Origin of the sequence: Vibrio sp. 1562, assembly GCF_033340155.1 — a bacterium.
GTDB lineage: Bacteria > Pseudomonadota > Gammaproteobacteria > Enterobacterales > Vibrionaceae > Vibrio > Vibrio alginolyticus.
The window spans coordinates 1-7,580 of record NZ_JAWOVY010000050.1 but is presented as its reverse complement, the minus strand read 5'-3'; the positions used below and the strand labels follow the sequence as shown (position 1 = coordinate 7,580).

General features: G+C 41.3%; 4 protein-coding genes and 2 pseudogenes. 2 read left to right on the top strand and 4 right to left on the bottom strand.

Annotated features, from left to right (window positions below):
* Positions 1 to 296: 296 nt before the first annotated feature.
* Positions 297 to 1,553 carry a glucose-1-phosphate adenylyltransferase gene (gene glgC, locus R7Z49_RS22780; protein WP_005391618.1) on the top strand — a complete coding sequence of 419 codons (1,257 nt, stop codon included), beginning with the start codon at positions 297 to 299 and terminating at the stop codon, positions 1,551 to 1,553.
* A 317-nt stretch (positions 1,554 to 1,870) separates the two neighbouring features.
* Here the strand turns inward: glgC and R7Z49_RS22775 are convergent.
* From R7Z49_RS22775 to R7Z49_RS22760, 4 genes and pseudogenes are all read right to left on the bottom strand, one after another.
* Positions 1,871 to 2,992, bottom strand: a pseudogene (locus R7Z49_RS22775) (IS3 family transposase).
* Positions 2,993 to 3,184: 192 nt separating this feature from the next.
* Positions 3,185 to 4,030, bottom strand: a complete 846-nt coding sequence (locus tag R7Z49_RS22770; RefSeq protein WP_213966105.1) for a D-alanyl-D-alanine carboxypeptidase family protein — start codon at positions 4,028 to 4,030, stop codon at positions 3,185 to 3,187.
* 272 nt (positions 4,031 to 4,302) lie between these two features.
* Positions 4,303 to 4,617: a hypothetical protein gene (locus R7Z49_RS22765; protein WP_213966104.1), complete on the bottom strand. Its 315-nt coding sequence runs from the start codon at positions 4,615 to 4,617 to the stop codon at positions 4,303 to 4,305.
* 597 nt (positions 4,618 to 5,214) lie between these two features.
* Positions 5,215 to 6,336: pseudogene (locus R7Z49_RS22760) on the bottom strand (IS3 family transposase).
* A gap of 254 nt (positions 6,337 to 6,590) precedes the next feature.
* On the opposite strand from R7Z49_RS22760, the gene R7Z49_RS22755 reads away from it, so the two are divergent.
* Complete coding sequence (locus R7Z49_RS22755) at positions 6,591 to 7,400, top strand: hypothetical protein (RefSeq protein WP_213966102.1); 810 nt, start codon at positions 6,591 to 6,593, stop codon at positions 7,398 to 7,400.
* Positions 7,401 to 7,580 lie beyond the last annotated feature (180 nt).

Below are 7,580 nucleotides of genomic sequence, written 5' to 3'. Positions count from 1 at the left end.
GCCTAGTGCAGTGAAAGTTGCACGCTGGGTTCTTAGGGGGGCCGCACTTGGTAACAAGTGTCGTCTACCCGACCAAACCTTTCTAGCACAAGGATCAGGACTCATTTCTTTTGTCATAAATTGACCTATTTTTGGTAATGCTAAAAGTGGCGACGATACTGGTAGCTATTCAAGTAATAATGCCTAACTTCAGTCACAGTTTATTCAACAATTACCCTATATAATAACTTGAATGTAATCAATACACTGCTCTGATTATAACTACAAGTATATAATTCGCCCCCATGGAGGTCTCTATGCCCCAGAATTATGATAGACATATCAGTAATTTGACCAAAGACACTTACGCTTTGATATTGGCTGGTGGTCGAGGTAGTCGTTTATTTGAACTCACCGATCTTCGAGCAAAACCTGCTGTATATTTTGGTGGTAAGTTTCGTATTATCGATTTTCCACTATCAAACTGTTTCAATTCAGGTATTGACCGCGTAGGTATCGCAACACAATACAAGTCGCACTCGTTGATCCGTCACATTAGCCGCGGTTGGGTAAGCCTTAGAGCTCAACAATTTGTTGAAATTTTACCTGCTTCACAACGAACGGGCGATGACTGGTATGCTGGCACAGCGGATGCGGTATATCAAAATATTGATATAATTCGTTCACATAGACCCAAGTACATTCTAATTCTGTCTGGTGACCATGTATATCGTATGGACTACGGCACTCTACTAGCGGAGCATGTGGCAAATAACGCAGATATGACAGTCTGTTGCCTAGAAGTTGATACTGAAGAAGCTGCAGGTAGCTTTGGTGTTCTAACCGTAGATTCCAAAAACAAAATAGTAGCTTTTGATGAGAAACCAGCTCAACCTAATGAAATTCCGAATAAACCGAATAAGTGTTTGGCTTCAATGGGCAATTATTTATTCAATGCTGATTTTCTTTTTGACCAGTTATTAAAAGATGTGGATGTCCAAGGATCCACCCGCGATTTTGGCCACGATATCATTCCTTCAATCATTAATGAGAGTAATGTTTTTGCGTACTCTTTCAAAGATCCAGACAGTGAAAGTCAGCCCTACTGGCGTGACGTGGGTACACTTGACTCATTTTGGGAAGCCAATATGGAACTTGTTACACCTAAACCACAACTTGACCTTTATGATAAAGACTGGCCGATTTGGACATATCAAGAACAGCTTCCACCTGCTAAATTCATTTTTGATAACGATGAACGCCGTGGTATGGCCGTAGATTCAACGGTTTCTGGAGGGTGCATTATTTCTGGTTCAACTATTAGAAAATCATTGTTGTATTCAAGTGTCCATGCCCACTCATACAGTCTTATTGAAGAGTCAGTATTGTTGCATGGCAGTCACGTTGGTGAACACGCTAAACTGAAGAGAGTTATCCTTGACAGTGATTGTTGTGTCCCGGCCGGCTTGAGCATTGGCTATGATAAGGAACAGGATGAAGCCAATGGTTTTCGTGTTACAGAAAAAGGAATTACCCTAGTAACTAAAACTATGCTGGAAAATCTTGCTAAATAAACGTACTGAACAACTTTTTCTCGAAATACGAGTCAAAGGCATCGCAATGGCGATAAATATGGCAAGCGAGTACAACTAGTCTGACACCCAAATTATGGTCTTATCCTCACCACTCGGAGATAAGATCACGTTTCACCTGAATATATGCCCTGCGGCTAACAATTTTTTCATCAGCAGAAATCGAGAAATTGGTATGTTAAAAAGTGAACCTTATGTACTAGTAGGGCAGCGCAACTCAAAGCTGCCCCGAAGTGAGCCAGAGAAGTGGACCCCGATGGTTGGACACATAAGCTAATTTCTTAAGTGGTTGATCTTGCTCATGCAGCGTATCTTTGTCTGCTGAAGTAGACTTCATCAGGAGTGAGGTCATTGAGTCCTTGATGATTACGCTCTTCATTATAAAACACCATGTAGTGACCGATTTCAAGCTCTGCCTCTCGGGGTGTGGTGTACGCTTTTAAATAAACCTCCTCATATTTTAGGCTTCGCCATAGTCGTTCGATAAAGACATTATCAACCCAGCGACCTTTTCCATCCATGCTGATCCGTACTCCGTGGTCAAGTAACTTCTCCGTGAAGTCAGTACTGGTGAACTGGCTACCCTGATCGGAGTTAAAGATATCAGGCGGCCCGTAGTGTTGAAGCGTCTTCAAGAGCCTCAATGCAAAAGCTTGTATCCATGGTGTTCGATAAGCGCCAAGACAACACTTTACGGCTATACCAGTCGATAATGGCGACTAGGTACAGGAACCCTTTAGCCATTGGGATGTACGTGATATCAATAGCCCAAGCTTGGTTCGGGTAAGTGACTTCAATATCACGTAACAGGTAGAGGTAAACCTTGTGAGCTTTATTCGCCAGTGTTGTTTTTGGCTTAGGATAAATCGCTCCAATGCCCATACCTCGCATGATCCGAACAATACGCTTGCGATTAACGTTGTGGCCCTTTTTAGCCAGCTCGGTTCGAATACGCCTACTGCCCATGAACGGATATTGAAGGTGGATTTCGTCAATCATACGACGTAATTCAATCTCTTCAACAGAGAGTCCGACAGGCTGATAATAAGCCGTAGAGCGAGCAACATTAAGAAGCTCGCACTGACGCTTTATTGGTAACAGGGTGGATTTATCCAGCGAACTTTTTCGCTGTGCTCGGTCTAGCGACCGAGCACTTTGGCCAAAAAATCATTTTCCATGGTCAATTGACCGATCTTGGCGTGGAGTTTGTCCACTTCTTCGGAGCTGTCCTTGCCCGACTGACTTTCAGAAGCAAAAATCATGGCAGCATTTTCAAGCAACTCTTTTTTCCATGTTGAGATTTGGTTAGGGTGCAGGTTGTACTTCTGCGCTAACTCAGCAACAGTTTTATCACCTTTGGCGGCAGCAAGTGCCACTTTAGCTTTGAACTCAGGAGAGTGGTTTCTACGTTTTCTAGTCATAATCTGTTCCAGTATTGTTGGGTACTATCAAAACAGATCAATCACTTAAAGTCATGTCCGAAAATTGGGGACCACTTCTGTTTAACATTGGCTTAAGTAAGTGCCCGAAACTTGCTGACCACTACAGTATCTAAAACGCAATCTCATCCATTTTCTATTCTGTAGAGTCGTGAAGTATTTGGTTGGCTTCCATTAGTTTGAGGCAACAATTTCTGAGTGCCCGTGCAGAAGAAGTTTTTTTGCCTCACTATTCCTAGAACTTGCGCTAGTAGTGCCTATAACAATTGCGATTACCCGACGGTCACGTTCTATCGAGGAGGCAATTATACTGTATCCACTTGCCTGGGAGTAGCTGGTTTTCATACCATCAACTTTCATTTTTTTATCCCATAGTAGACCGTTTCTGTTGTGTTGTTGGATTCCGTTGTAAGTAAAGCTTTTCATCGAATAAAGCTCGTATACCTCTGGGAAGTCCTTGATTAAGGCGGACGACAGCTTTAGTAGGTCGGTAGCGGTAGTGATTTGGCCTTCTTCATCCAAACCAGTGCTACTCACAAAGGTGGTGTTAGTCATTTGAAGCATGCGAGCTGTTTGATTCATCAGTTTTACAAACTCAAACTCAGATCCCGAAACCGCTTCTGCTAACGCGACAGTGGCATCACTGGCTGATTGAACCACCACCCCCTTCATTAAATCATAGATACTCACATTCGAGCCTTCCGCTAGAAACATTTTTGAGGAATCGGGAAATGACTTAGCTCTGGATGCTTTACTGATAGTGACTATATCATTTATTGAAAGCTCGCCATCTTTTAGTGCTTTGGCTGTTAAATAGATGGTCATAAGCTTGGCGTAGTTACTTGGGGTAACGGGTTTGTTCATGTTTTTCTCAGCAAGAACCTCCCCCTTATTATAATCGGCAAGTATGTAAGCGTTGGCGTTAATTCTCGGTGTTGATCTTGCTTCAATGTAAGTTGGGAACAGCATCACCACAAATACGCATGTTAACGCATAGATAAAAGACTTTTGATTTTTCATGGCGCACCTCCAGTGTGCAAAGCGATTTAAGGTTAGTTCTCGACTACCTCGTTCAGTCCAACATCAAACACAATAGTTGTATTAGGCGTGATGATAACTGCTCCTTGAGCTCTGTTAGCCAGTTGAGAGGCAGGCTTCAAGTCAGAATCTGTCCCGTATGCCCATTAAGGACACACCTTCAGACCATCCTTGTATAAAGCGATTTAACGGGAAGACAAGTCGGGAGAGCACAACCAACCTTGGGAATAATGGCGCTCCCTTAACCGTTTAATTTACTTTGAGCATTTAATCAGGGCTTCGAACAGTTTAATAAAGGCTATATCTGGTGCTATGTTTAGGGTGTGATATTTACCTCCTTCGAGTATCATAATCTTTTGACCTGATTTTTTGGGATATAAAAGACTCGTAGTATTACGTAAGTTTGTCATTACAAGACTATCGGCATGGTGATCTATGCCTGTACTGATGAGCAAACATTCTTGGATACTATACCCTTGTTCCTTCATGTCTTTCTCGAAGCGTTCGCGGTCTATGCTCGCAGAAACGGTTAGAGAGACAAAGAGCGATACTAAAGCCAAAATACGCATAAAAACATCTCCTATGTTTTGTTTAATAATCAGCCTAGTAACATTAAAAAATGTCAAGTTAGCCTCAAAGTTTTTTACAATTTCATTATTTACTAAGTACTGTCTCAGAAGTGAAAGGCTGAACAAGTTTGGACAGTCCTCTAAACAAAAAATATGGAAGCCGATTAAATAATAGATTCTGCCAGACTGGACACCAACTAAGCCTCTCCTATTAACTTAAATAGCTCTGCTCTGGGTTAAGATGACCAAAAGAGCTGTGTTTTCTGAACCGATTGTAATCCACTTCGATATATTCAATACGTTTTTTCTTGTCTGATATGATTCACCTTATTAGTTATTTCAATCGCTTAACTCAGTGCCCAAAATAATTGGTTCGGATTAAATAATAACGTATTTCATATTAAGTCTCGCATACATATTAAAACGGAGGACAGTCGCATTAGTTCACTCCTTATAAGAAATTCCCATTAATAATGAATAGTACAAATATATCGAAACACAAGAACTTTAATCGAGTAAGATTAGTCATTATTAATGTAAAGAAGTGGACCCCGATGGTTGGACACATAAGCTAATTTCTTAAGTGGTTGATCTTGCTCATGCAGCGTATCTTTGTCTGCTGAAGTAGACTTCATCAGGAGTGAGGTCATTGAGTCCTTGATGATTACGCTCTTCATTATAAAACACCATGTAGTGACCGATTTCAAGCTCTGCCTCTCGGGGTGTGGTGTACGCTTTTAAATAAACCTCCTCATATTTTAGGCTTCGCCATAGTCGTTCGATAAAGACATTATCAACCCAGCGACCTTTTCCATCCATGCTGATCCGTACTCCGTGGTCAAGTAACTTCTCCGTGAAGTCAGTACTGGTGAACTGGCTACCCTGATCGGAGTTAAAGATATCAGGCGGCCCGTAGTGTTGAAGCGTCTTCAAGAGCCTCAATGCAAAAGCTTGTATCCATGGTGTTCGATAAGCGCCAAGACAACACTTTACGGCTATACCAGTCGATAATGGCGACTAGGTACAGGAACCCTTTAGCCATTGGGATGTACGTGATATCAATAGCCCAAGCTTGGTTCGGGTAAGTGACTTCAATATCACGTAACAGGTAGAGGTAAACCTTGTGAGCTTTATTCGCCAGTGTTGTTTTTGGCTTAGGATAAATCGCTCCAATGCCCATACCTCGCATGATCCGAACAATACGCTTGCGATTAACGTTGTGGCCCTTTTTAGCCAGCTCGGTTCGAATACGCCTACTGCCCATGAACGGATATTGAAGGTGGATTTCGTCAATCATACGACGTAATTCAATCTCTTCAACAGAGAGTCCGACAGGCTGATAATAAGCCGTAGAGCGAGCAACATTAAGAAGCTCGCACTGACGCTTTATTGGTAACAGGGTGGATTTATCCAGCGAACTTTTTCGCTGTGCTCGGTCTAGCGACCGAGCACTTTGGCCAAAAAATCATTTTCCATGGTCAATTGACCGATCTTGGCGTGGAGTTTGTCCACTTCTTCGGAGCTGTCCTTGCCCGACTGACTTTCAGAAGCAAAAATCATGGCAGCATTTTCAAGCAACTCTTTTTTCCATGTTGAGATTTGGTTAGGGTGCAGGTTGTACTTCTGCGCTAACTCAGCAACAGTTTTATCACCTTTGGCGGCAGCAAGTGCCACTTTAGCTTTGAACTCAGGAGAGTGGTTTCTACGTTTTCTAGTCATAATCTGTTCCAGTATTGTTGGGTACTATCAAAACAGATCAATCACTTAAAGTCATGTCCGAAAATTGGGGGCCACTTCTAGTTCGATGGAATACACTAGATCAGCTAACATATAAAGAGTTAATTAGCCACTCCATTAAATATCGTGGTATACGCATGACCGTGCCTTAATGACTTGAGAATTTAACTTTAACATTGACATATTACGCCACTTATACTATTTAATTTTTTTAAAATCCTTCAATGGAGTTGATTATGTCCAGATTTTTCATTGTTACAATACTATCAACTTTTTTTGTCAGTTTCTCTAATAATGCTATCAGCCAGTCGAAAATCATACGATGTGAGTTCGATGTTGGGCAGCACCTAGAACTTACTTTTGTATTGTCCGGAGAACCAAATGTGTCTGGAAATTTCAGTGTTACAGGACAACCCAGATTTAATTATGAGTTGGATTCTCCCCTGGTTAAAACTCAGGTTAATGGTATTGACACTTATGTGTGGGTGAATGACGTAAAAGATGGGGACAAGTTGATGGGAAAAATGAAAAAATATAGTCAGTTTAGAGGAGCTTATTATTATGAGAAAACGGTTATGACTTTATATGACTTCCCAGAAGACTCACAAGTGACGGATTTTAAGATTCAACCATGTGAAGTTAGTGACCAAATGAATACAACAAATGTTGTAGAACAATACAAGGAAGATTTCTCTGACAATATCACACGTGTGAACGGCCCTTCAGATGCGGATATGGAGCTCGCAATCCAAAGGTGGCTAAATCAAAGTTATGGTGTGGAATTTATAAATGTCTCAAATCTTCACGTAATAGAGGGTCAAATTTTAAGGCAAGGAATATATGAAACTAAAGTTAAATTCAATCTAATCCTTAAGCATGATTTCGAATATGTAGAAAGCTTAGTTTACCAAAACCATGACTTTGCCCAAGCATCGATAGTAAGTTTAATTCATTCTCATTATGGTGAATTTACCAAAGGGCAGGTCGTTGAAAGAGATCTAGAAGCTACTTTTAGAAAATTAGGGAAACTCTGGATTAAGATGTAATGATAAAGTGTGTGGGGGAGCTATATTGGCCGTAGGTTGGTAGGCTTGCAATACACCAGATAATCCGTGAAAAACTAATTTAGTAAAAGCACTAACACACTTTTGTCCGTGCGACCTGAAGTCGTATGAAGCGTTGTTCACCGCTTTATGAGTGAACCGTCTGTATCACCAGATGAACCT